18 protein-coding genes are annotated in these 23,155 nt (G+C 65.1%); 8 read left to right on the top strand and 10 right to left on the bottom strand.

Annotated features, from left to right (window positions below; all coding sequences use genetic code 11):
* Positions 1–4 precede the first annotated feature (4 nt).
* From KOL93_RS16305 to KOL93_RS02705, 5 genes are all read left to right on the top strand, one after another.
* Positions 5–1,108, top strand: a complete 1,104-nt coding sequence (locus KOL93_RS16305; RefSeq protein ID WP_221583758.1) for a glycosyltransferase — start codon at positions 5–7, stop codon at positions 1,106–1,108.
* Positions 1,105–2,160 (top strand): acyltransferase family protein, encoded by a 1,056-nt coding sequence (locus KOL93_RS02720; protein ID WP_221583757.1) that lies wholly within the window; start codon positions 1,105–1,107, stop codon positions 2,158–2,160. The genes KOL93_RS16305 and KOL93_RS02720 overlap by 4 nt, the downstream gene beginning before the upstream one ends.
* Entirely contained in the window at positions 2,157–3,140 is a 984-nt protein-coding gene (locus KOL93_RS02715) for a glycosyltransferase family 4 protein (RefSeq protein ID WP_221583756.1), read from the top strand. Before KOL93_RS02720 ends, KOL93_RS02715 begins: the two co-directional genes overlap by 4 nt.
* A 297-nt stretch (positions 3,141–3,437) precedes the next feature.
* Complete coding sequence (locus tag KOL93_RS02710) at positions 3,438–4,958, top strand: hypothetical protein (protein WP_221583755.1); 1,521 nt, start codon at positions 3,438–3,440, stop codon at positions 4,956–4,958.
* Between the two features lie 158 nt (positions 4,959–5,116).
* Positions 5,117–6,055 (top strand): sulfotransferase domain-containing protein, encoded by a 939-nt coding sequence (locus KOL93_RS02705; RefSeq protein WP_221583754.1) that lies wholly within the window; start codon positions 5,117–5,119, stop codon positions 6,053–6,055.
* A gap of 463 nt (positions 6,056–6,518) precedes the next feature.
* Here the strand turns inward: KOL93_RS02705 and KOL93_RS02700 are convergent, their stop codons facing one another.
* Genes KOL93_RS02700 through KOL93_RS02680 form a run of 5 tightly spaced genes read right to left on the bottom strand, consistent with a single transcriptional unit; the run spans position 6,519 to position 12,320 of the window.
* Entirely contained in the window at positions 6,519–8,573 is a 2,055-nt protein-coding gene (locus KOL93_RS02700) for a glycosyltransferase (RefSeq protein WP_221583753.1), read from the bottom strand.
* Positions 8,566–9,582 (bottom strand): glycosyltransferase family 4 protein, encoded by a 1,017-nt coding sequence (locus tag KOL93_RS02695; protein ID WP_221583752.1) that lies wholly within the window; start codon positions 9,580–9,582, stop codon positions 8,566–8,568. The genes KOL93_RS02700 and KOL93_RS02695 overlap by 8 nt, the downstream gene beginning before the upstream one ends.
* A complete protein-coding gene (locus tag KOL93_RS02690) occupies positions 9,579–10,514 on the bottom strand; it encodes a glycosyltransferase (RefSeq protein WP_221583751.1) in 936 nt (311 codons plus the stop codon). The genes KOL93_RS02695 and KOL93_RS02690 overlap by 4 nt, the downstream gene beginning before the upstream one ends.
* Position 10,515: 1 nt before the next feature.
* Complete coding sequence (locus KOL93_RS02685; protein WP_221583750.1) at positions 10,516–11,445, bottom strand: sulfotransferase domain-containing protein; 930 nt, start codon at positions 11,443–11,445, stop codon at positions 10,516–10,518.
* A complete protein-coding gene (locus KOL93_RS02680) occupies positions 11,442–12,320 on the bottom strand; it encodes a sulfotransferase domain-containing protein (RefSeq protein WP_221583749.1) in 879 nt (292 codons plus the stop codon). Before KOL93_RS02680 ends, KOL93_RS02685 begins: the two co-directional genes overlap by 4 nt.
* 200 nt (positions 12,321–12,520) lie before the next feature.
* On the opposite strand from KOL93_RS02680, the gene KOL93_RS02675 reads away from it, so the two are divergent.
* Positions 12,521–13,396: a sulfotransferase family protein gene (locus tag KOL93_RS02675; protein ID WP_221583748.1), complete on the top strand. Its 876-nt coding sequence runs from the start codon at positions 12,521–12,523 to the stop codon at positions 13,394–13,396.
* On the opposite strand, the gene KOL93_RS02670 is transcribed toward KOL93_RS02675, so the two are convergent.
* From KOL93_RS02670 to KOL93_RS02660, 3 genes are all read right to left on the bottom strand, one after another.
* Positions 13,388–15,148 (bottom strand): sulfotransferase, encoded by a 1,761-nt coding sequence (locus KOL93_RS02670; RefSeq protein WP_221583747.1) that lies wholly within the window; start codon positions 15,146–15,148, stop codon positions 13,388–13,390. The genes KOL93_RS02675 and KOL93_RS02670 overlap by 9 nt on opposite strands.
* 113 nt (positions 15,149–15,261) lie before the next feature.
* Positions 15,262–16,155, bottom strand: coding sequence for a sulfotransferase family protein (locus tag KOL93_RS02665; RefSeq protein ID WP_221583746.1), 894 nt, complete (start codon positions 16,153–16,155; stop codon positions 15,262–15,264).
* 152 nt (positions 16,156–16,307) lie between these two features.
* Positions 16,308–17,822, bottom strand: coding sequence for a lipopolysaccharide biosynthesis protein (locus KOL93_RS02660; RefSeq protein ID WP_221583745.1), 1,515 nt, complete (start codon positions 17,820–17,822; stop codon positions 16,308–16,310).
* A 375-nt stretch (positions 17,823–18,197) separates the two neighbouring features.
* Between KOL93_RS02660 and KOL93_RS02655 the strand changes: the two genes are divergently transcribed.
* Positions 18,198–19,985, top strand: coding sequence for a polysaccharide pyruvyl transferase family protein (locus tag KOL93_RS02655; RefSeq protein WP_221583744.1), 1,788 nt, complete (start codon positions 18,198–18,200; stop codon positions 19,983–19,985).
* Positions 19,986–20,059: 74 nt separating this feature from the next.
* Here the strand turns inward: KOL93_RS02655 and KOL93_RS02650 are convergent, their stop codons facing one another.
* Positions 20,060–20,923 carry a Stf0 family sulfotransferase gene (locus KOL93_RS02650; protein WP_374107097.1) on the bottom strand — a complete coding sequence of 288 codons (864 nt, stop codon included), beginning with the start codon at positions 20,921–20,923 and terminating at the stop codon, positions 20,060–20,062.
* Between the two features lie 204 nt (positions 20,924–21,127).
* Between KOL93_RS02650 and KOL93_RS02645 the strand changes: the two genes are divergently transcribed.
* The gene (locus tag KOL93_RS02645) at positions 21,128–22,258 is read left to right on the top strand and encodes a hypothetical protein (RefSeq protein ID WP_221583742.1); all 1,131 of its coding nucleotides are present in this window, start codon (positions 21,128–21,130) and stop codon (positions 22,256–22,258) included.
* Here KOL93_RS02645 and KOL93_RS02640 read toward each other — a convergent pair.
* Positions 22,210–23,151 (bottom strand): SGNH hydrolase domain-containing protein, encoded by a 942-nt coding sequence (locus KOL93_RS02640; protein ID WP_221583741.1) that lies wholly within the window; start codon positions 23,149–23,151, stop codon positions 22,210–22,212. The genes KOL93_RS02645 and KOL93_RS02640 overlap by 49 nt on opposite strands.
* Positions 23,152–23,155 lie beyond the last annotated feature (4 nt).

Raw genomic sequence — 23,155 nt, 5'->3', positions numbered from 1 at the left:
CACGGTGACTGACGGCATCATCGTGCACGAGTGGCTCGCGCCCGCGGGCGGCTCGGAGAACGTGTTCGAGGCGATCGCTCGAGCATTCCCCGACGCCGAACGGTGGTGCCTCTGGAACGACTCGGACCGCTTCGATCCGGTCCACGAGACGCTCCTGGCGCGCACGCCGCTCCGCGGCCGCAAAGCCCTCGCGCTGCCGTTCATGCCCGCGGTCTGGCGTCACCTGCCCGCGCGCGAGGCCGACTGGATCCTCACGAGCACGCATCTGTTCGCACACCATGCGCGCTTCGGCGGTCCCGCTCGCGACGCCCCGAAGCTCGTCTACGCCCACACGCCCGCGCGCTACATCTGGGTGCCCGAGCTCGACGGACGCGGCGACAGCCTGCCTGCCCGCCTCGCGTCGCGCGCCCTCAAGCCGCTCGACCGAAAGCGCGCGCAGGAGCCGGTCGCGATCGCGGCGAACAGCCGATTCATCGCGCAGCGCATCGCGGACACGTGGGAGCGCGACGCCGAAGTCATCTATCCGAACGTCGACGTCGACCGGATCCTCGCGGAGCCGCTGCTGACCGCGCGCGAGGAGTCGGCGCTCGCGGCGCTGCCCGACGAGTTCCTGCTCGGCTTCTCGCGCTTCGTGCCGTACAAGCGCCTCGACGCCGCGATCGACGCCGGCCGCGTCTCGGGACTGCCGGTCGTGCTCGCGGGCGGTGGAGACGACGAAGATCGTCTGCGCGCGAACGCCGAGCGCATGCACCCGGGCCGCGTCACGTTCGTGCTCAACCCGTCGGATCCGCTCCTCTCGGCGATTCTGCGCCGGGCGACGGCGCTCGTGTTCGCCCCGATCGAGGATTTCGGCATCATCCCCGTCGAGGCCATGGCCGCGGGCACGCCGGTGCTCGTGAACGCGGTCGGCGGCGCCGTCGAGTCGGTCGTCGACGGCCTCACCGGTGCGCACGTCCAGGACTGGGCGGACGACGCCGACCTGCGGGCGGCCGTCGAGAAAGCCGCGAGGTGCTCGCCGTCCGACTGCCGCAACCGTGCCACGCAGTTCGGCCAGGACGTCTTCGACGGCAGGATCCGCGACTTCGTCGCACGGCACACCGGCGCATGACGTCCCGCCTCGTCTGGATCGATGCCGCGCGCGCCTTCTGCGTGCTGGCGGTCGTGCTGATGCACACGGTCATCACCGTGCAGGCGTTCGGCGTCGACATCGGTCCGTGGCGCTGGCTCGTCGACGAGCTCGGCCCGTTCCGCATGTCGGCGCTGTCGATGCTGAGCGGCCTCCTGCTGTCGCGGCGGATCCGCCACGGATGGCGCGATCGCACCGTACGCGCATCGGTCGCACTGTCGACGTGGCTGTACGTCGTGTGGCTGCTGATCTTCACGGTCTTCGCTGTGACGGTGGGCTCGTTCCTCTGGACGGGGCCGCTCGGCATGGGCACGACGCTGCAGGCGTGGCAGGCGTTCGCGAATCAGCTCTTCCTCCCCCGCACGGTGCTCTGGTACGTGCTCGCCCTCGCCGTGTGGACGGCGCTCCTGACGACCCTGCGACGCGTGGATCCCGCGCTCCTGCTCGTCGCGCTCGGAGTGCTCTCGATCGCGAGCTTCTCGCTGCCGGTGCTCGAGGGGTCCGACCAGTACCGCAATGTGTGCCGGTACGCGTTCTTCTTCGCGGTCGGCGTCTACGGATCCGCGTGGCTGCGGCGGGTGCTCGAGGAGCACACTGCCCGCGTACTGACGGCCGCGCTCGCCGCCTTCGCCCTGTTGCAAGGCATCGTCGTGTTCGGCGGGAACGCGTCTGTCGAACATGTCCTGTCGGCACCCCGCGATACGGCTGGCGCGCTCGTCGTGCTGGCGGCCTTCATCTATATCGCGCGTGTCCCGCTCGCGGGGCCCGGTCTCGCGTGGGTGGGGCGACGCACCCTGCCGATCTACGTGATGCACGGCGTCCTGCTCGAGGCGATGGTGCTCTTCCCGAACTGGTGGGTGCCGATCCTGCAGCAGCACGCGGCCGCGCGGTGGGTGGGCCCGCTCGTCATCACGCTCGGCGTCGCGGCCGTCGCCGTTCTCGTGCACCTCGCCGCGATGCGCACACCGGCTCGGGCGCTGTTCGCGCTGCCCGCGCCCGTGCACCGACGGATCCTCAAGGAGACCGCATCATGATCTGGATCGACACGCGCTGGCAGGGGCGTCACGGCATCGGTCGGTATGCGCGCGAGGTGACGGAGCGACTCACGGTGCCCTGGCACCCGCTCGCGCTCGACGGCTCCCCCGCGTCGCCCATCAGCGCGCTCGCGCGCGTGCCGAAGGGGCTCATCTACTCTCCCGGATACAACGGGTTCCTGCGCGCTCAGCGCCAGGTGCTCACGGTGCATGATCTGATCCACCTCGAGACGCCGTGGCCCGAGCGGGCAAAGTACGTCGCGTACTACAACGCTGTCGTGAAGCCGATCGTGAAAAGGTCGGGCGTCGTGCTGACCGTGTCGGAGACGTCGCGAGACGCGATCCGCGACTGGCTCGGCGACGACCGCGTCGAGGTCGTCAACGCGGGGCTCGGATCCTCCCCGGCGTTCCGTTCGAATGTCGCGCCGGCGGACGCCTCGGATCCGTACCTGATGTACGTCGGCAACCTGCGCGCGCACAAGAACCTCGGCGTCGTGCTCGACGCCCTGCGGTTCGTGCCCGAGGCGCGGCTGCGGATGCTCATCCCGTCGGCGGAGCACGACGAGGCGCGCGGGCAGTTCGCGGAGCGTGGGATCTCCGATCGCATCGAGCTTCTGTCCGGGCTGAGCGACGGCGAACTCGCCGCGCAGTATCGCGGAGCCGCGGCCACGGTGATGCCCTCGAAGATCGAGGGCTTCGGACTGCCGCCGCTCGAGAGCCTCATGACCGGGACGCCCGTGATCTTCTGGCGCGGGTGCACAGCCGTCGCCGAGACGGTCGGCGATCGCGGCTGGGCGATCGATCGCGCGGATGAGGCCGAGGGGTGGGCGCAGGCGATCCGCGAAGCCCTGTCGTCGCCGGTCCGCGTGGGTCCGCCGACGCGGGCTTATGACTGGGACGCGACGGCGGGGATGATCGATACGGTGCTGAGACAGGTCATCGAAGAGCGCCCGCACAGACGGAGCAGAGGCTCACTCTGACCCCAGCGTGCGCCCGCAAGCTGTCGCCCCACGAGCTCATCTGGTGATGCACGAAGATTGTCTGCCCAGACGGTCTGATTCGCGCCGGTTGTGACAGATACGATCTGGAAACGGTCTCGGTCGCGCAAGATCAATGATCTTTCACGGGAACCGATACCTTATCGTCTCCACGATGGAGGTTTCACGCGGAAACTGCGCGATACGGTGGAAAACTTACGGGCACTCGCGATCTCGTTGTGCGCCACCTCGATAACATCCATGCAGAGAAGGGCACTTGCACCAGTGTCACGCTTCAGTGTGAAGACGTGGTTGCTCGCCACGGGAGCTGCCCTCGCCGCCACCGCGATCGTCGGCCTCGCCGTCGCCCCGCGGATAACTGCCACGGTGCTCGCTGTGCTCGCGCTCTCCGCGCTCGCAGTGTTCTACGTTCTCGCGTGCCTCCGCCGCTCTGCGAGCGTCGCGATCGTGGTCCTGCTGACGGCTCTTCTCGACCGCTCCTTCCGCGGAATCCTCGCGTTCTTCGAGGTGCCGTTCACTGCGTTCATTACGTACCTCGACGACGCCGTTCTCGCGCTCGCTCTGCCTTTCACGTTGACGTACCTCGTACGATTGTGGAGGCGAAAGCGTCGCGGTGCCCGCACGTCCCTACAAGGCGTCCGCCTACGCGGGTCGCAGAACGCGTTGCGCGCCATACCGCGACTGGCTTGGATCGGCTTCGGCGTCTTCGCAGCGTCGGGCGTGATCAGCCAGCTTGTGACATGGACGAACCCGCCCGGCGCGATCACCGGTACCTGGCTGGCGATCAAGCTCCCCGTCACGGTGCTCATCATCGTCAGCCTGCGGTGGCACCGCGGCGTTGTGCGCCCCCTCACGACAGCGATCTCGGTTGTGTTCCTCGCGCACGCCGCAGTTTCGATAGTCGAGTTCTTCGCGCCCGGTGTCGTGCATCAAATCTTCGGCGGTTCGCGTGCATCCGCTCGGCTCGGATTCTCAAGCCTCAAAGGCATATTCGGCCACCCCGCCCAATCAGCGACTTTCTGCATGTTCGTCGTCGCAATGCTTATCAACGGGCCGGTCAGTCGATGGTCGCGCGCGATCGGGTACGCTGCCGGCGCACTCGCAGCAGCCACCCTGCGCGTGAAGTCGCTGATTGGAATCATCGCTGTGCTCGCGGTCCGATTCTTCGTCGGCGGTCGCCGGATCACTCGCATCATCGCTCCAGCGACTGTCGCAGCTGTTGCCGGAATCGTCGCGCTGATCGGATGGGACCTCATCGCGTCGCGATTCTCATCCGTCATGGGCGCCGATGGCTCCCCTCGCTCCGCCCTACTTATGGCGAGTATGCAGATCTCCCTGGATCGCTTCCTCTTCGGCGGTGGATTCGGGTCATTCGCTTCCGAAGCATCGCGCAGCGCTTACAGCCCGCTCTGGGAGCAGTACGGCCTGTCCGAGCAGTACGGCTTCATCGATGGCAACGCGATGTTCGCCACCGACCTCTCGTGGGCGACGGTGATCGGCGAGTCCGGATTCATCGGCGCGGCCGGTATGGCCCTCGCTTTGGGCGCACTCGCATTCCGTCTGATCCCGACCGCTTGGCGTCGTCGGACGACGACCTGGCACCTCGCGGCGTTGGCGTTCCTCGTCGTCGTCCTCATCGACTCGGCTGCCAGCCCCCGATTGTTCGATGGCTTCGCTGCGGCAGGGCTCGGCGTCCTCATCGCTTTGACGAGCATCACGTACCTACCGGCCGCATCGCCTCCAGACGCCTCCGCGGGGCGGGGCCTTGGTGATTCGCAAGATCATCTCTCACACGCGTGATCGCCGTGTCGCTGCATGCTCAGCCCACTCGACGAGCCCGACCGGTCCCGATGCAACGAACTTCCTTCGCTTGCTAACGTGAAGTCTTGGTGTGACCCCGGCTCGTGCCGACTCCCCCTCTACACCGGCGCCGCGGTGCCCCAGTCCCTGAGGAATTCATGACGTCTCCGCTAATCCATGTTGGTCTGCACAAGACCGGGACGACATGGTTGCAAGCAGCACTCTTCCGTCGAGAGGAGGCTGGGTATCACGATCTCGCCCACACGATGGGGATGCCGGAGGCACTCGACCTCCTTGCTCGCACCCCCGACCTCGACTACGACTTGCAGCATGCGCGGACCGCGTTCGCGGCGGAGATCTCTGCCGCCGACGAAAGAGGGCTGGTCCCTGTTCTCTCCCACGAGCGTCTTTCGGGCTACCCTCCGGGAGGGAGTTTCGACCGTACCGTAATCGCCCACCGCCTCGCCCACACATTCACGACCCCCCGCGTCCTCCTCGTGATCCGGGAGCAGACGTCCCATCTTGAGTCGATGTACAGCCAATACATCTCTGATGGCGGGCATCAGTCGCTCAATCGTTTCCTCCGTGGACACAAGCCTTATCTCGGGCGCAAACCCGAGTTCCGCCTCAGTATTCTCCGCTTCGATACTTTGATCACGTTCTATCGCGAGGTCTTCGGCCCGGAGAACCTCCTTGTACTGCCCTTCGAGCAGATGAAGTCGGACCCACTCGGATTCGCGCAGCGGGTCGCCAGCTTCTCTGGAGCTTCCGACCTGAGCACACTTCCGGATGCCCCAAAGGGGAGAAATCGGAGACGCCCGATGACGTTACAGGGAACTCGGCGCGTCGCGAACTCCCTCCTGACTCGCACGGAGCTCAACGAGCGCGGACTTCTCGGCTTCCACTCGCTGAACCAGGTGTTCTGGCGCGTAGGTCCGACTTTCCGACGTATGACTCCTGTCTCGCTCAATACCCGCCTTGCCGCCCGCCAGACTCGGACCGTCCGGGAGCATGTCGGCAGTTTCTATGCCGACAGCAATCGCCGTACCTCCGAGCTTCTCGGAATCGATCTCGCCGCGCTGGGGTACGACGTATGACGGTGCGGAACGTGCACCTGGTGTCCAGCTCGCACCGGTTGATGACCGACTGACCCACCTCCGCGGAGGGTGTCGTTCGCGTCTGACGGGCTGGCGGCTCCGCAGCCACCGGACAACAGGCGGCGCCCATGGCCTCATCCCCGTCGATCAGCGTTCGGTTGCCGAACATCGCCCCCTGAGGGTTACCGATCTGACGTGTGGCTCGATACGACCGACCGAGGCGTAGAAATACACCTTCTAGGCTTGGCTCCCGCTACAGACATCTGTCTGACGCGACGGCGATGATACGTCCGTGCGATCTCTTCGCCATGTTCCGCGGTGTGGCAGGCAGGCAATACGCCCCCGGATGATCTGAATCCGGTCGGAACCTGCGGGGCATCATCAAGAAGTAGCGCTTCATGTATTCGCCCGGCGTCATCGATGCCCATCGCCGTTCTGCCGATCCCACGGAAAATGCCCGTACTCAGCTCACCCGCGCCAGTGCCTCCCGGTAAGCGTCCACGTAGCTGCGCGACACCGTATGAGGATCCCGGGCATTCAACGAAGGTGCCTCATGACCTTGTGACACCCCGCCGTTGCTGAGGAGCGTTCGCAGGTCGTCAGCGACGACCTCGCCGTCGAAAGTCACGACCCAGGATTCTCCGACCTCGGCCGCGAGATCCGCGTTGACGTCGTTACTCGGGACGAGAACGGCTCGCCCTTGCGAGAGAGCCGCGAACGTCGCGCCCGAATTGTGCATCGTCCGGTAAGGAAAGACGACCGCCTGCGCCTGGCGGATTTCCTCGGCGAGGACGACATCGGAGACATACTCGAGATGCGCCGAGATGCGAGGGTCGGACGTGCTGGCTCGTTCGATGACATCCCGCCAGCGAGGAGTAGGCGCTCCCAAGATCCGCAGAGAGACATCGTTGCTGTTGAGGTCGCCAAAGGCGTCAATAAGTGCGTCGATGCCCTTGTAGTCCCGGATGAGGCCGAAGTAGAGAAGTCGGCCCGCTATCGGTTTCTCATTCGGATCCGTGGGGTGGAACCCGCGGTAGTGCGGGTGGGGAATCACCATCGATGTCGCCGCGCGGGAGTCGGGAACCGGAGTTCGTCGATTCAGTGCCACGAATGTCGTCGTCGCCTCGTCGACCCTTCGAAGGAGCAAGTCTTCACCGCGCGGGCCACTCTCGTGAGGAGCGATGTTGTGCAGCGTGCGTACAATCGGCAACTTGCCCCGACTCATACGAAGGAGAAGAAGTCGCGTCGCCCACCGTTTTCCGATGCGGTGGAGAACCGTGCGTCCGCGGATCATGCGTTCGGGCCAGTGGATATGAAGGACATCGAAGTCAAGGCGCAAGGCCGGGCCCCATGCGAAAGTCCGGTGCACGACGCCATCGGTCGCGGCACCGACCGTGATCAGATCCACGAAAGACGTCGTCTCATCTGACGGAGGTGCGACGTGAAGAACGCGTACCCTCTCAGGCTGCCTCTGCGGTTCCGGCTTCTGGCTCGTGCTCGTTCGTCTCAAGAGCCTTCGCGCTAGTCCCGAGAGCGACGCGAACCGCGGGCCCATCGCCTTCACGAGCGCCAAACGAGAAGCAGTGGACGCATCGATTCTCGAATGACGCCGCAGCTCTTCCCAAGAGTATTCCTCGCGGATCACGGTGATCACGTCGGCGGCGTCCGAGGGAACTTTCGCGAGACGAACGGCCATGTTGACTGCCCCGAGATAGACACGACGGAAGACGAATCGACGGAGCAATCGCTCCCGTCGCTGACTCGGCGGGAGTCCATCGACAGTGCGAGTCAGGATGTCTCGACACTCCAGCTTGCACGTGACATCAGTCGTCGAGGAATGGCTGATCGATCCATCACGGATGAGGTGGTGATATAGCACCTCTGGCAGATTCACGACCCGCGATGCGCGCGCGAGCGCCGGAGCGAACCCGCCGAGATCTGACTGATACGACAGCAACGGGAACGGATCCGCGCGGAGCAACTCGCGCCGAATCAGCTTCGACCAGAGATACCCGGCGATCCGTCCCTGCAAGAGCAGATCGAACGCCTCCGCACCACCCAGCGTGACCGCTTCTTCGAGCCCGTCGATGCGACGCACGCGTCCGGCTTCGATCGCATCGGCCTGGCAGACCACCACGTCGGCATCTTCCTCACGCGCGACTTCGAGTAGTCGCGAGAGCGTGTGCGGGAACCACTCATCGTCCCAGTCGACGAACCACAGGTACTCGCCGGCGGCGTGCGTCACAGCCACGTTCCGCGCCGCGGCGACCCCGCCGTTCTCGATCGCACCGAGAACTGTGGTGTTCGGCACACCGTCGAGCTGCGCAAGCAGCTGCGCTCGTGTGTCATCACGAGATGCGTCATCGACGACGATCAGCTCGATGTTCGTGCCTGCACCGTCGACCAACGCGGCAAGCCGTTCTGCAAGCGCCTCCCCCTCGGCATTGAAGACAGGGAGGACGATCGACACATCGAATGTCGCACCCTCGTCGGTGGTCCGATTCAGAACCTCATACATGCGCCGCTCCCGCCGCGTAGAGCACCTCGTACTTCTCCGCGACGACGCGAGGCGAAAACAGACGGGCGTACCGTGCCTCGTTCCGGACGGCCGCCGCCTCTGCACGCGCGCCGTCAGCGTACAGCGATGCCATCGCCTGGGCGAGCTGCTCCGCGTCCTCCGCCGGCACGACGAGCTCATCGTCGTCGATCATGTCTCGCACCTGTCCGACGTCGGTCGCGACGACCGGGATTCCTGCCGCCATCGCCTCGAGAATCGCCATCGGGAAGGCCTCTGCTCGACTGGGCAGAACGAGCAGGCGAGCCGATCGGACTGCCTGACGCACCTCGTCGCGCGGCCGACGACCATGCGTCGCGATTGCGCCGCCGCTCGGGACATCGACGTCGACCGGACCGCCGTACACCTCGAGTCGTGCGCCGGGATAGGTCGCGGAGACGCTCCTCCAGGCGTCGAGGAGCACATCGACGCCCTTGCGCCGTGACACCTCGCCGACGAAGACCGTGATCATTCTGTCGGCCATCGGCGTCTCGTCGGCGGTGAGCTGATCGGCAGAGACGGCGTTCGGGATGAGTGTGACGTTTGTGACGCCCAGCGCCTGAAGCTCATTGACTGTCGGATCAGTCAGACACGCGATCGCATTCGCGTGCTTCAGCACGCCACGAGCCAGCCAGGAGTATTGATTGGCGAACTCGACGAATGTCGCCCCGTGCATGGTGACCACGACACGGAGCCCGAGCGCCTGAGCAAGACGGACGAGGAGCCCCTCTCGCACGAAAGATCCCTTTTCCGACAGATGGATGTGCGCGACGTCAAACGATTTCCTGCGTCGGACGAGCGTCGAAGCGGCGGCGAGGAGTCTGCGCGCCCCCCAGAGACGTGGATCCGTCGCGTACGTGTCGACGAAGGTGTGACGACTCGTCGGCCATTCCCACGATTCGAACTCTCGCAGCACCGATGAGATGCCGCCGCCGTCGTCGCCGAAGTTTCCAAGCTGAATGACCCTCGTCATGTGACGTCCCCGTGCCTGTCCTGGCGCCTTGTGAACCGGTGGTCCGCCCTCAGTATCCGTGTGTCCATGTCCTCGACCTCGGAGTAGGTGGCAACTCCCCGTTCCGCGAGCTCTGATGCGAGTTCGACCTGGTGGTCATCGACGTGCTCACCGTTCGCAGACCACCGCGGCACGAGCACAGGCCGCACGCCGTGATTGAGAGACATCAGCGCACTGCCGCAGCCAGCATGAGAGATCACGACGGTCGCGCGCTCAATCGCATCTGCCAGCTCGGCGGCCGGAGCGAAGTCGAAGTGGCGCCCGGGAAGACCCGCCGGCGCTGGCGTCGCGCCGAGCTGCCACGTCACCTCTGCGTCGGGCGGGAGCTGCGACGCGACACGTTCGACAAGCCTCCCGAACGGATAGTCAAGCGTGCCGACCTGCACGAACACACGCGGGCGCTCGACTCCGTCGGACGGTTCGCCGTCCTTCTCAGGGAAGTCGTCGAATACTGAGTACCCGAACTCCCACGCGCCTCGCGCCCAGTGCGTGTACTGGCAATACGTCTTGATGCCGGGGAACTTCGCGAGAATCTTGCCCGTCGCACTTGGGCCCTCAGTCCGCGCAGCCGACTCAATATATGTCGGTTTCGCACCGAGCACCCGTGCGAGCGGCAGAAACGACAATGCGATGCCGGATCCGGTACTGAACACCCGCGTTGGTCGATGCCTGCGTAGAATCCGAAGGGCCGGGCCGAAATTTCTTGCGAGAGCGCCCCACTCTCGCGGTGCCATGAACGACACGAACTCCACGTTCTCGCCCTCGAGCATCGATCGACTCTGCGGGGTATCGAATGTGACCCACACTCGCTTCGCGGGAACCACCTCGATGCGGGAGGCAAGCTGGATCAGTTCACTCAGGTGCCCACCGGTACTCGCGACGAAGAGGGTCACGTCACTCCGCATTTTCGCCCCTCGCCGACGGCCACACATCGCTCATGTCACGCCCGAGCACATCGCCCGTCCGACGCGCGCTCTCATGGAACCTCGCGATGACCTCCGCGCTGAGCTCGTCCTCGTGGGGAGTCGCCTGCGTCGTCGACTTCTTCCGTGCGGAACGCACGATGTCACGCAGCTTCTCGGGTGCCAGGCCGCGGATGAACCGGCGCACGCTGTCCGGGGGATACAGGATCCGTGTGAGCAGCTCGCTTTTCGGCACACCACCCGAGTTGATCGCGTTCGACGACAGGTACTCGACCGGCGCACTCGACTCCGAGACTCCGAGGAACGCGCTGACGTCAGCGAGCACTCGTGCCGGATCGGCTTTCAGCTCTTCGTTCGTCGTGACGAAGACCTGCTCGCGCCCGAATGCCGCGATGTATTCTTCGAGCCCCGGTGCGTAGTCGCTCGCGCCTTCGAACCACCACATCGGACCGTAGCCGGTCTCGCGGCGGCGGTGCTCGTGCGCGAGGGCCGTGGCAAAGCTCTTCTCTGTCTCTCGCCCTTTGACGCGAAGATACGCATGAGCTGAGCGCGCCCGGATCAATGGGTCGCGCAGCACCATCACGATCTTCACGTCCGGCAGGCGCTCGCGGATCGCAGCCGCTGTCCCCGGGATGGCGAGGTACATGACGGACGCTTCGCCGGACACCGCTGCACCCGAATCGCACAATTCGAGGTAGGCGTCCCAGTCTGCGACGTTCTGCGATGCGAACCACGGGTCGCCGGGCCCCGAATAGTCCAGTGAGCCGAAGAGCGTCGCAAAGTAGCTCGGCTCCTTGGGGTCGGTGATCGAGACATCGGGGTGCTCCGCGAGCGCCTCTGCCAGCGCGGTCGACCCTGCGCGCTGAGCGCCGGCGAGGATGAAGTCAGGCGGACGCGTCATGCTGCGCGCCCCCAGGTCTCGGGAACATCGGGAAGCATCTCGCGCAACTCGGCGAGCGAGGCTGCGAAGTGCGCATCGAGGCGGCGACGGGCATCATCGCTCATGCGCTCCTGCTGCTTGCGCGAGTTGAGCCGGTAGTACACGTCGAGCAGCCGGTCCTTGAGTCGAGGGTGCCTTCGCCAGATTCTCTCGCCGGCGCGGTTGAGAGCGAGAGCGACGCGCTGAAGCTTCGCGTTGCTGATGTCGACCGACACATTGCTCTGGCGGTCCTCGGCCTCGACGACGTCGATGCCCAAGTGGGCGCCGATACGCACGAGCGCCTCTTCGGGCCGCGCCCGGAAGTCGTCGCTGTACATGACGAGCAGGTCCTCGCCGAAGACACTCTGCCACGAGGGCAGCCAATGCGCGTAGGCGCCTCCGCTGAGACCGCGCCAGCCGACCTGGTCCTTGTCCTGCTCGGGACTCAGCCCGAGCGGCTCACAACGATCGAGGTACTCGTCGAACGTGATGTTCTGCGGCAGCAGCAGACGGGTGCGGGCGAAGCGATACCAGGAGAACGCGCGTGCTCCGGGCTCACGCAGAATGATCGCGGCCTTGCCCTCGGGTGACACCTCGCGGAGCTTCTCTGCAAGCACCCGGCCACCGTAGAAGTACCCAGGAGTCGCCTCGATCACGACGTCGTCAGACAGACGAGGCTCGAAGAACTTCTCGTACTCGGCGAGCGCAGGAAGCGCGTCCCCGTACTTCAGGGGGTCGAAGAAGTGCGTCTCCTTCGTCGTCGACGCGCAGACGTTCGGCTGCCGACTCAAGGCGTTGAAGACAGCCGTCGTGCCGCTCTTGTTGACGCCGACGATGAACGCGCTGGGTGTCACCACCTCAGACCTCCCAGCTGGGGTAGAGCATGTGCGTGCGAGGCGCCCGACGCATGAATTCCGCACCAGGACAACCCTGACACTCTACTGGATGAGCGCATCACCCCCGAGGCGGACAGCGGCCAGCGGCGCGATAAAGTGCCAGAGTCCCTCCCGCGTGCCGTGGTGCAGCCACGCACGCGCCTTCCCTTCCGTGGAGCGCAATGAACCGCGAGCTTCCTTGGTCCGATCACCGCTTCACCTTCGTGGGCGGCATGCACCGCAGCGGCACCACGCTGTTGGCCTCGGCGATCTCACGATCACCGGGCGTCTCCGGGCTGACGAACACGAACGTCGTCATGGACGAGGGGCAGTTCCTTCAGACGGTGTACAGGCCCGGATACGAGATGGGCGGCGTCACGCGGTGGGCTCTGGACAAGCACGCATATCTCACCGAGTCGGATGCCACGGCAACCGACCTGGCGGCGCTCTGGAGCAGCTGGTCACCATACTGGGACCTGTCAGCAGAGATGCTCGTCGAGAAGACGCCTCTGAACATCACGAAGACGCGCTACCTCCAGGCCGTTTTCCCGCGCAGCTCCTTCGTCATCATCACTCGCCACCCGATCACTCAGGCGCTGGCAGTGATGAAGTGGGCGCCGTCCCAGAAAGAGAAGCTCGGCTTGCGGTTCGACCTGCTCATCGAGAACTGGCTAAGGGCGCACGAAGCACTGCAACGGGATCTCCCGCAGCTCGAAGACGCAACCGTGATCCGATACGAAGACATCACGAAGGATCCGCTCGCCGTCGGGCAGACGCTCCGGGACGCGCTCGGAATCGATCTCGATCTCGCTCCGTTCCGCGCCTATGATCCGGACCGAGCGCGCGTCTATGAGACGCGCTGGGCCGGACGAAAGACGATGTCAGCAGCCCCCGACCTTCGAAAGTCGCGCGAGATCATCGCGAGCCTCCTGCTGCTCCATCACGGAAGTCGTCTCAAGGCGCGTTTCGAGGATCGCGTCAACGCCCTGGGGTACTCGCTGGACGACCTCACCACGGCATTCGACGTCGACGACGAGAGCGTCCCCGGCTCACTTTGACAGAGAAGGAGTCGCGACGAGGATCTCACGCCACAGCGGGTGGCACGCCTGCCGCACGGCCTCTTCCTCGGCGTCCGTGAGGACCGACTTCCGCTCAGCGGTGAGTTCTCGGGTGTTCTTCGCTTTCCACGGCTCGTGGCCGGCGATGAGCGACTCGGCGCTCCGCGCGAACCCGCTCGTCATCTCCGGGTCGTACTCGAGTTCCAACCAGGAGCAGAGCGTACGCAAGACGGATTCAGGCGATGCGACGAGGGTCTCGTACGAGACGAAGAAGTGCGCCGGGTCGCCGACCCACTTCTTGTGCGCCCGTCCGCTGCGCGTCCAGCGGTTGATTCCGGCATCGAGATCCTGAAACTTGCGTGTCCAGTCCGTCGGATGCTCAGTGCTCAGACGTCGGAGCGAACTCACGACATCGACCGGATCACGGACGATGTGGACGAACCTGCTTCCGGGAACCTGGCTCGCGATCTGCTCAGCAAACAGAAGATGATCCGGAGTCTTCTCGAGCCAGCCATCGGCAGCGGTGCGCATCACGGTCAGATCCCCCGCATGAACCAGAGTCTGCGGGGGGACGTAAGCGCTGTCGACCGCGTCCAGCTCCGGTTCGATCACAGCGCGGACCTCATCGGAAAGCGCCGCGGAGAACGCCTTGACCGCTTCCGCATCGTTCGCCCGCGCTCGGTTGCGGAACGCGTGGGTTTCCGGGAAGCTCACCAACCCCGGGTGCGCAGCAAGCATGCTCTGCAGAAGCGTGGTGCCCGATCGCGGGCATCCGACGAGGAAGATTCGCTCGTGCAGGTCGCCCCGATTGCGCACCGCTTCGGCGATGACGCGTTCGCCGACTCGAGCCGCAGGGACGTCGAGGGGCTTCGCTCTCCGATGCTCGTCAGCGCCGCTCAGCGCAGCGCGAACACTGCGTTGAAGACCTTCCTCGTCGTCGTAGGTTGTGAGCAGCCCGTCCGTCCGCTGACGCAGCTGCTCGGCGAGGGGCGTCGCTGACGTGACGACCGGGATGCCCTGCACGAGCCACTCCAACATCGAGCCAGACGCCGAGGCATCTCGGAAGGGCGCGATCGCCACGTCTGTTGCCGCGATCCACTTGCGCTGCTCTGCGGTCTCCAACCAGCCTGTGTGGATGACGCGCCCCCTCGTGGACGCGATCATCCGGTCCAGTTCTTCTGCGAACTCCACCACCGGCGCTCCCGCGAGCACCAGGACGGCATCGTCGCCGAGCGCGCCGATGAGGTCCAACGCTTCGCGGACTCCCTTTCGCGGGCTCAAGAAGCCCAGCAGCGTGACCACGTGGGCGTCGGCCACGTCGAGCTCCATACGAGCCGCGGCGCGATCCGGCAGCGCCGCTCGGGGCGGCGTGGGGTGGTCGACGACGACACAACGCTCTTGGAGGCGTGGCGAGAGCCGGTCCCTCTCATGCGGGTAGCAGACCACGAAGGTCGTTGCGACCTTCTGCAAGAGGCACCATGCTCGTCGCCGGTGCCACGGCGTCGCAACCGATCCGCCCCGGCCAAGGAGTCTGCGGATCGCCCCACGCGCGATGCGGACAGTCGTCTGCAGAGGGCCGGGATAGGCCGCACCCCCGAGATCGTGCAGCATGACGGTCACCGTCGCCGAAGCTGGCAACGCCTTGACCGCCGCGACGTACTCCTTCGACCCGAACTGCAACCCGGCGCCGTACTGCATGACGACGCTTTCGGTCTGCTTCGGGTCGACAGGCATATCCATGTCCGACGTCACGACATCGACGAGCTCGGTCTCCGTCATCCCTTCGGCGATGAGTCGGGAGAAACGAAGAATCCCGCCCTCGGCGACCGCCCCAGCCGGCGGACGGAGCATCCTCACCGTAGGCCTCACTGGCGCGTCCCGTTCGTCGACGTCGCGTCAGCCCAAGTGCGCGCGCTCCTGAGGTCGTGGATGTCGTACCCGAACTGCGCGACAGCTTCCGCCTGCTTCTCGATGAGACGAGCCTCGTACGGAAAAGTGACCGTCGAGATGGCCCGACGACGCAGGGTCCTGAGGCCGCGCCCTGGGTACCGCATTCCCCTCCCCCGTCGCGCCCTGTCCCAGATCGTCGCATAGTGTTCGAGCACGCCTGCATCCAGGCGGCTTACCGCCTCATCGCCGAGGCGAACTCCGAGGAACTCTGAAAGCCGGTCGAGCTCGCCTCTAGGCTGAGTGACGAGGTGCTCGAAGCGAACGACGCGCACGTTGTCGAGCCTGTCGATGTCGCGCTGCGCCGTGCGGTGCGCGGCCAACCACAGCTCGACCAGACGACTGAACTGGTCACCCGCGCGTTCGCGCACCGTGCGCGCCCACTTGTGCACCGCGAGAGACTGGGCGATCGGGTGGCGCGTGACGATGACGAACTTCGCCTGCGGAAACACCTCCGCGAGGAAGCGCGTACGCACGATGTTGAGCGGCGACTTCTCGACGAGGAACTGGGCGTCATCTCCCCACCAGGGAGACCACGCGTCCCAAAGACGGCGCGCCATGTCGGGCTGAGCATCGACTTCTGTCATATGCGTTCGCGGGTCGAAGGCCCAGCGCGTGACCCCGCCGAAGGAGTTGTCCACGGGATAGACATCCTGCAAGAACTGCCCCTCGCCCATGTGGGCGCCGGAGCCGTCGAGCCCGGCGGCATCATCGGCGCTGCTCAGGATGTCGGCGAGAATCGTCGTCCCGCTGCGGTGCATCCCACCGACGAAGATCAGATTCTTGTCCGCCCAGGGGTCGCTGCTCGCCATCTGATGTCTCTCTCCGTCAAGCTCGCGCTGTCTCGTGGGGAATACGACCGCATTCAGCTGACCGGCCGCAGAGCCCAGCTCCTCACTCTATCCGCTCGAGCGGACGGGGCCGTTCGACGAGAAGCGACACACTCGCATGGCGCTGCGCATGATCATCGACGAGCGCGCGCGAACGTTCGGCGAATGACTTTGCGATTCTGTCGACCGCAAATCAACCACAGGACGCCGTAGTAGGCGGCGACCATCACGACCGCCATGGGCACGGCGAACGTCCACATCGCCGGGCTCGTATCACGCCACGGTGTCAGCGACGCGAGCGCGAGGAGACCAAGCGGAGCGGCCACCGCGAGCAACAGCATGACCGTGTTGAAGATGTACTCACCCACCCGCACTCCCGCGTAGCGCTTGAGCAGATAGAGGCGATACGGCCAGGTGACGAGCGTCCGCGACACGCGAGCGCAGGCAACAGCGACGAGCCCGAATGGGGCCGCGATCACAAGAAGCGCGATCCCGACGACGCTTTCCATGAGGCCGAGGCTGAACGCGCGCCCCGGCGCGCCTGCTCCGAGAAGCGCTTGCTTGTCGAATCGACAGATCACGAACAAGGAATTGCTCAGAGCGAGGATCTGCATGACCACGACGGCGTCTCCCCATCCCTCGCCGGCGATGTAGGGCAGGATGATGTCCGCCAGACCCGCCATCACACAGAGAACTGGTATCGCGATCGCCCCCGCCGCGAAGGTCAGCTGCAGGAAGGCACGACTCAGTCGTTCGAAGTCGTCCTGCAGCTTGGAGAAGGTCGTCAGACCGATTCGGCCGATCACGCTCGATAGCAATTCGAGTACGAGCTTCACTGCACGCTGCGCGACGTAGTAGACCCCACCAGCTGCTGGCCCCAAAAGCACATTCACCAGGATCTTGTCGATATTCTGCTGCGTGCGATTGACCAGTTCCAAGCCGAGCGAACTCAGACCGAACGACATCATCCCCCGCAAGGCGGGGATCGAGTACCGAAATCGCGGGCGCCAGTCGGTGCTGAACCACAGCGCAATCATGCCGGCGACCATCGTTGCGAGCGTCTGCGCGATGAGCGCCCATGCTCCCGCACCGAAGAGGGCCATGGGCACCGCGACGATTGCGCCGACTACTGTCCCGAAGATGCTTCGGAGCCCAAGAGAGCGGAAGTTCATGTCGCGCTCGAGCAGTGCACTCGGGACGCTGCTCAGAGCAATCACGAACATGCTCAGGCCGAGCACACGAAGCATCGCTTCGAGCTCAGCCATCCCCGTGAGCGAGGCGATGAGTGGCGACGTGAAGAAGAGGATCGCATACACGACGACAGCGATCCCGAACGACGTCCAGAAGGCCGTCGTCGCGTCATCTGGGCCGAGCTCTTTTCTCTGGACGAGTGCCTTCGAGAAGCCTGCGTCGACGAACGCGAACAGAATCATCGTGACCGACGTCGTGAGCGAGGCGACGCCGAAATCTTCGGCATCAAGCTGTCGAAGCAGGATCACGAAGACGCCAAGCGAGACGAGGCGGATGCCCCACTTCTCGATGACCGTCCACCCGATGCCTCGAAGCACGTGGCTTCGCAGATCGTCGGGTTTCAGACCCTTCCCGCTCGTCAAAAGTTCACCGTGCGAGTCGCGCCGATCGTCAACCACGAGACGTCTGCGAACAGTCGCCTCGCGTTGGTCTTCGTCAGATCCATGATGCCCTTATCGATGCCCTAGAAGTTCCCCTGTTTCGAACAGGTCCTAGGCTCTGCCGCCACGATTCTGCCGGCTTCGCGGTCCACCGACTCGGGGATCTTATTGCATGCGCCCTGTGAGCCCGGACAGGTCGATCTCCCGGCGCAGGCGTCTGCCGGAAGCGACTGGGAGCAACACCCCCAAAGCACCGCGGCGAGGCGTTGCGCTCATAAGGGCCTCCACCTGAGCGCATACTACGCTGAGATCGGACGTCCCCGCAGGAACCGGGGGTGAAGCAGGCTCCCGACCTCCGTCACGTGCGGGCGCAACTTGATCGGAAGGAAACGTATGCCGACGAGCGGGGAAGCGCCACCAACTCAACCTGCGGTCGTCGTCTGCACCGCATACGAGGCGGGGGCCGCGAATGCGACGATGGTGGAACGACTCAAGTCGGACCTGACGCGCTTGGGGCTGGCTCACGTCGTGGAAGAGGTGCCCGCAGGGTCTGCCGTCGACCTCCTTCACGCGAAGGTCGCACTCGTCGAACGCGCCTGCACGCAGTTCCCCGACAGCAGAGTCTTCTGGATCGACCCAGCAAGTCGACTCTTCGCACTTCCGCCGTCGCTCGCAGAATTCACTGCCGATCTTGTCGGTTTTCCGCAAGAGGCGAGACCGATGCGCGTGTCCGCCAGCCGCTCCGATCAGCTTTCCTGGGATTGGCGATTCTTCGGGGTCAACACGACAGCGCAAGCCCGTGCGTTCATCTCTGACGCGGCGAACTGGGCGAACCACACGACGACGAAAGCCCCCGCACAAGACACCCCGTTTACCCTTGCTTGGGAAGCGCACGCGGGGCGGTTGACGCATCAGTCGCTCTCGCGAGCGCAGGAAGCTGGTCGGCGGTCCGTCCATCCTCTTGACCCGATCTCATTCATCTCGTTCGGCGCTCCAATGAATGCATCGACTGGGAACGCCGCGGGCTCAGCAGGCGGAACGCCATCCGCACCGGCCGCCTTGTCCGCGGCGCGTGTGCCTGGCCGACAAGTTGTCGGAGCAATCCGTCGTACCCTGTCCCGCCGGGTGTTCAGAGCTGTACGTCGTGCGGCGAAATTGAGCTCCGTCTGGAGACCGAGAGGCGAGGCACCTGATACCCAGCGGAGGTCGCGGCTGGCCGAAGAGCTGACGGCGGCGGCCGAACGGGGCGATCGTGGGGCTGCCCAGGACCGCTTCAGAGTCATAGAGAACAACTGGGTCCCCACTGCGGACGAGAAAGCGCTCCGTGACGTCACCCAGTCCTTTGAATCCCTCGCCACTGCGAATCCCGCTGAGACGCCGCTCGAGCTGATGTGGCACGCGCGCCCCTACCCGGGAAACTTCGGCGACTGGCTCGGCCCGCTCATTCTCAAGGAGCTCACCGGGCGCGGAATCCGATACCAGTCACCCAAGACGCGTCCGCGCGGAGAGCACTTGGTCTCTCTCGGGTCCATCATGCGATACGTAGCCCACGACTCGATCGTCGCCGGGGCCGGCGCGGCCAGCCCGGATTTCGCGATCGACCCTCGCGCGCGATACATCTCGCTGCGGGGTCCAATCACTGCACGACTGCTATCAGATCGCGGCGGTCCGCGAGTCGATTCGTTCGGCGATCCCGGGATCCTCCTGCGCAGGATCGTGCCTCTTCAGCGCGATGTGACCAACGGACGCACGCTCCTCGTGCGGCATTTCACTCACGCAAGCGCCCCAGTAGTCCTTCCAGACAGCATGGACGAGCTCAGCGTCGTCATGTCACACCCCGACCAGATCAGAGATTTTCTCGCTTCACTCGTCGAGTATGACGCCGTTGTTACCACCGCTATGCACGTGATGATCGCGTGTCACAGCTATGGGATTCCTTGCGCCCTGGTCACGTTTGACGGGCTCGAATCAGCTGTGCACGGTGGCGGAATCAAATATCGTGACTACTCACTCGGCGCCGGCCTTGAACGCGTCCAGGAGCCGACATCTGTCGGCGTTGACCTCAGACAGGTTGACTGGGACTCGCTTGCAACGCGTGAGTTCGTCCGCGACGAGAAGCTGGATGAAGTTGAAGAAGCACTTCGAATGGCCGTTGCAGAGTACCTCGCCCGCCGAGCCTAGACTGCCTCTGCTCGGCACACCGAGAGAATACGTCGAGTCTCAGCAGGAGAAGTCACGGCGACTCCGTCGCGCCGTCATCTTCCGACGCGTTGGATTCGCCCGATCAGTCGCTTGACCGCGCGCTTGGGCGCACGACCTCGGTTCGTCGATCTCCCGCTGCCACCGTCCGCAAGTTCAAACCTGCTGGTGCCGTCGGACGGGGATCGTGCGACGTCAGCGAGGAAGCGCGCGCGCCACTCCGCATTGAGGCTGGACCCCTGTCGACGTGTGCTCGGCGCCGCTGGCAGTTCACCTGCCGGGACTTCAACTCCCGCGAACGCGGCAATCGAGGCGACGGCCTCCGCCTCACGTCCAAGGATGTCCTCGAAGTCGAGTTCGAGGACCGGAAGGTCGCTGCGCAGGACGTCGCGCCGCCAATTGGCCGTCTGAAGGATCACGTCAGCGAGCGCCCGATCGATGGCGTGCGCGTCGTACTGCACATCAGCGACGGAGGGCGTCTCGCCGATCCATTTCCCAGTTTGCCGGGCAATTGCGAGAGAAACGGCTTGCTTGATGGAATCGCGACGTCGAAGGAGGACAACGTGCGGGTCGGGGAAGTGCTCACGTAGAGCAGCGATCCCACCGAATGCCGCGAGTTGGGGATAGTGAATCTTCGTACTGAATACACCGCTCGGCGATGTACGGTTCCGCATAAGCTGGCGAATCGTCTCCCCCGCGTCGCTCGTCGCGTAAAGTTCCTTCCAACGCGCAAAATTGACCGGATGCAAGTACTCCAGGGGATGCCCCAGCTGGTTCGTCGCGTGCAGGAGATGTCCGAGCATGTGACTCCCACAGCGGGGAGAAGACGCGATGACGAGAGTCTTCGTCGCGTTTCCCTCGTGTTGGAAGTTGTGGGCTGGGTCGAACTGTCCGTCTACGAACTCTTGATGGCGAGACATCGGCTGCTAGGCACCTCCGGCTTTTCTCTGCGCGACTACGTCGTGCCTGCGCCGACGCATGCGCCAGTGTAGCCGCCCTACAGTGCAACCCAACGGAGCACCTCCGGTGCGGGCCTGGGTTCCGCTTCAGTCGTCGTCTGCCACTTCCAGCCCACACCGTGCGAGAGCGTCAGCCGGGTGGACACGTGCCCGCACTCGGTTCCAGTGGACGCCTCCACCGATCGGGCCGTCGTGCTGACCATGCCCGCACATCTTGGCCGCTCCGACGAGAGGAAGTCGGTCAAGCCCGAAATACGGCGTGATGTGCCTCCCGAGGTGATCGAGCTCGTCAAGTGCCTCCTGGCTCAACCGCCGCACCGCGCCATCGAGGATCTCGATGGCATCGCGCTCGATGTGAAGGTAGCAGCCCGAGGACGAACGGAGCTGGTCGCCTATCGTCTCGGCCACCGGCGCCAGCTCCACCGCCGCGACGGGCATGCGGTGGTCAAGGGCCGACATCCTGATTGCGCGGGATGTCCCGCAGGCTCGATCGAATCCGTCGATGAGATACGCATCATCGATCCCGATCGCCTCGCCCCCAGCGCTGGGCGCGACAGTGAGTTCGTACCCGCGGGTCCACACCACGCCGCTGCTCTCGGGGTGCGTGCGGAGGTGTCGCTCCAGGTCGAGAACGAGATTCATTTCGAGAAAGTCGTCAGCGTCAACCGTCAGGACGACGTCTGCGCCGAGTTGGTCCCGTGCGATTCGCGCACCGACGAGCATCTTGATGCCCTTATCCAGCGGCGTCGCCAGCTGTCCGCGCACCTCGCGACTCGCCTCGATGTCGATGAAGTGCACCGGCAGTGCAGCGTCCTCGGTCCACTGGGGACGTCGGTGGCCGACGATGATCGCGGAAACGCGCCCGTGCGTCTGTCTCGCGATCGACTCGACCGTGAGCTCGAGATGCCGTTCCACGAGCGCGTAGTCACCGACGTTCGGGTGCTGCGGATGAACGACGGGGATCACGACAGCGAACGACAGCTCCGTATTCGGCGCTTCACGCGTCGCACCACCCGCGGGACGGGACAAGCGGTGCACCCGACGCGGTGGCTTCAGGATGCGGAGCGTGCGCCACATCGCGCCGCGGGCATCGCGTTGCAGGGCTCGAAATCGAGAAAGGGCCCTGCGGAAGATGCGTGCCACTATCGCGCCTTTCAGCCCTCGTCCGGCGGAGTTGCCAGCGTCGATCCTACAACAGGCACCGGCAGCGCCCAGATCTTCGCCCCTCCCGGCGCGGACGAACGCCGTCAGCGGACGGACTGGGCGAACGCAACCACCGCGTCGCGAGTCATGTGAACCTTGTCGACCATGACGAGGTCCGTGATGTCGTCACCCAGATGCGCTCGGCAGGCCCCCTCCTGACACGCCCACGACCACCGATCGATGTACTGCCCGCCGCGCTGCGCGACCCCATCCGCGTATGCCGCATTGAGCGTGGAGGCGACCGTCAGGTGACTGTAGAGCGCACGTTCCGCATCCGCGCCAGGCTGGTGCATCGCCATCACCTGCCAGACGAACTGGTCGTATTGCGGGCCGACGCCGTAGACCGATTCCTCGATCCCCTGCTCCGTCAGCCACGCGACCACGTCGAGAACGTGCGGAAGGCGCTCGTCGTCGAGTCGCATCGCCACCACCACTCTGTCGATACGGTCCGCGTTCTCACCGAGGCTCTCGAATCTCCGGTCATTGAGCTGCTCGCAGCCGGCAAAGGAGTGCTGAATGCCGTCCAGAGTGCGCAGGGGCGGGCACTCCGCCTTCTCGGCAGTCACCACGTTCGCATCAGGCCACATCTCCTCAGCGAGCAGATGCCCCTCCACACCGACGGAGTCCCCCAGGATGAGTACGTTCTGCTCGTCCTCGGCGAACGAACCGCACATCGCCCCCGTCTTCGGTTCACGGCACAACGCCCTCGTCTCGGCACGCCGTTCCGCGCTGACCGCACCACGGTCCATCGCGACGATGTCGCGCACCTCCTCCGGGTACGCCTCGGGCCGATCGTTCGCCCATGCGACGGTGACGCTCGCGGCGCACATCGCGACGGCTGCCCCGAGGGCCGGCACAGCGAATCTCGTAAAGCGTCGCGCTCGGGACCGCGAGGTCGGGCGAACCTCGCCGTGGCCGCCACGCACACGAAGCGGGCGCTCGACGAACCGGTACAGCGCCTCCGCGAGAACCACCGTGGCCGCCACGCAC

Origin of the sequence: Microbacterium salitolerans (genome assembly GCF_019720895.1) — a bacterium.
Taxonomy (GTDB): Bacteria; Actinomycetota; Actinomycetes; order Actinomycetales; family Microbacteriaceae; genus Microbacterium.
The sequence above is the reverse complement of the archived record's forward strand: the minus strand, read 5'-3'. Positions and strand labels throughout refer to the sequence as shown.

What these genes read in the sequence shown, in the direction of transcription:
- KOL93_RS02650 (WP_374107097.1), bottom strand. Translation starts at nt 20,923, where the DNA reads ATGTCTCGCCATCAAGAGTTCGTAGACGGACAGTTCGACCCAGCCCAC.
- KOL93_RS02720 (WP_221583757.1), top strand. Translation starts at nt 1,105, where the DNA reads ATGACGTCCCGCCTCGTCTGGATCGATGCCGCGCGCGCCTTCTGCGTG.
- KOL93_RS02695 (WP_221583752.1), bottom strand. Translation starts at nt 9,582, where the DNA reads ATGACGAGGGTCATTCAGCTTGGAAACTTCGGCGACGACGGCGGCGGC.
- KOL93_RS02715 (WP_221583756.1), top strand. Translation starts at nt 2,157, where the DNA reads ATGATCTGGATCGACACGCGCTGGCAGGGGCGTCACGGCATCGGTCGG.
- KOL93_RS02665 (WP_221583746.1), bottom strand. Translation starts at nt 16,155, where the DNA reads ATGGCGAGCAGCGACCCCTGGGCGGACAAGAATCTGATCTTCGTCGGT.
- KOL93_RS02705 (WP_221583754.1), top strand. Translation starts at nt 5,117, where the DNA reads ATGACGTCTCCGCTAATCCATGTTGGTCTGCACAAGACCGGGACGACA.
- KOL93_RS02655 (WP_221583744.1), top strand. Translation starts at nt 18,198, where the DNA reads ATGCCGACGAGCGGGGAAGCGCCACCAACTCAACCTGCGGTCGTCGTC.
- KOL93_RS02675 (WP_221583748.1), top strand. Translation starts at nt 12,521, where the DNA reads ATGAACCGCGAGCTTCCTTGGTCCGATCACCGCTTCACCTTCGTGGGC.
- KOL93_RS02685 (WP_221583750.1), bottom strand. Translation starts at nt 11,445, where the DNA reads ATGACGCGTCCGCCTGACTTCATCCTCGCCGGCGCTCAGCGCGCAGGG.
- KOL93_RS02700 (WP_221583753.1), bottom strand. Translation starts at nt 8,573, where the DNA reads ATGTATGAGGTTCTGAATCGGACCACCGACGAGGGTGCGACATTCGAT.